Here is a 544-nt window from a genome sequence, read left to right as displayed (position 1 = left end):
ATTGACCTCACCACTTGTTTTAGAACGACCAATCAACTTACCTGTTGTCGGGTCGATTAAGTGTAAAACACCATCCAAATCACCAACAATAAGGTCCGATCCCAACACGACAGGATTACTTAAATGACGATTTAAGAGACTATCATTTTGCCAAAGCTGTTCGCCTGTTGTTAAGTCATAAGCAGTAAGCTTGCCGTCAGTTGACGAAACAAACACTTTATTATCATAAACTTCTGGACGCTTGGTGCTACTTGAATCTTCACTCCAAACCACACGTTGAGAAGCAAGATCAGTAACAGTTACTTGCCCTTGGAAACTAGTCGTTACCATGAGTTGACCCGCAACAACCGGATCACCATCAATGTCAATTAAACGCTGAATATCTGAACGCCCTTCACTTACTGCAACACGGCGTTGGAAGCGCGGAATACCACTAATCGTATCAATTGCATAAACATATGCATTTGCAGAAGCAATTAAAACCGTGCGAGGGTCAAGACTCACTGGCGATGGTTGACCACGTAAACTGAACTGAACATTTGGC

At 42.8% G+C, this 544-nt stretch carries 1 protein-coding gene; it reads right to left on the bottom strand.

Features of this window, described 5'->3' with window-relative positions; genetic code table 11:
• Positions 1 to 544 (bottom strand): outer membrane protein assembly factor BamB family protein (locus ABD296_RS50130; protein WP_344285776.1); only part of this gene is annotated, 544 nt, incomplete at both ends.

This window comes from Actinomadura napierensis (genome assembly GCF_039529375.1).
Lineage (GTDB): Bacteria > Actinomycetota > Actinomycetes > Streptosporangiales > Streptosporangiaceae > Spirillospora > Spirillospora napierensis.
The sequence above is the reverse complement of the archived record's forward strand: the minus strand, read 5'-3'. Positions and strand labels throughout refer to the sequence as shown.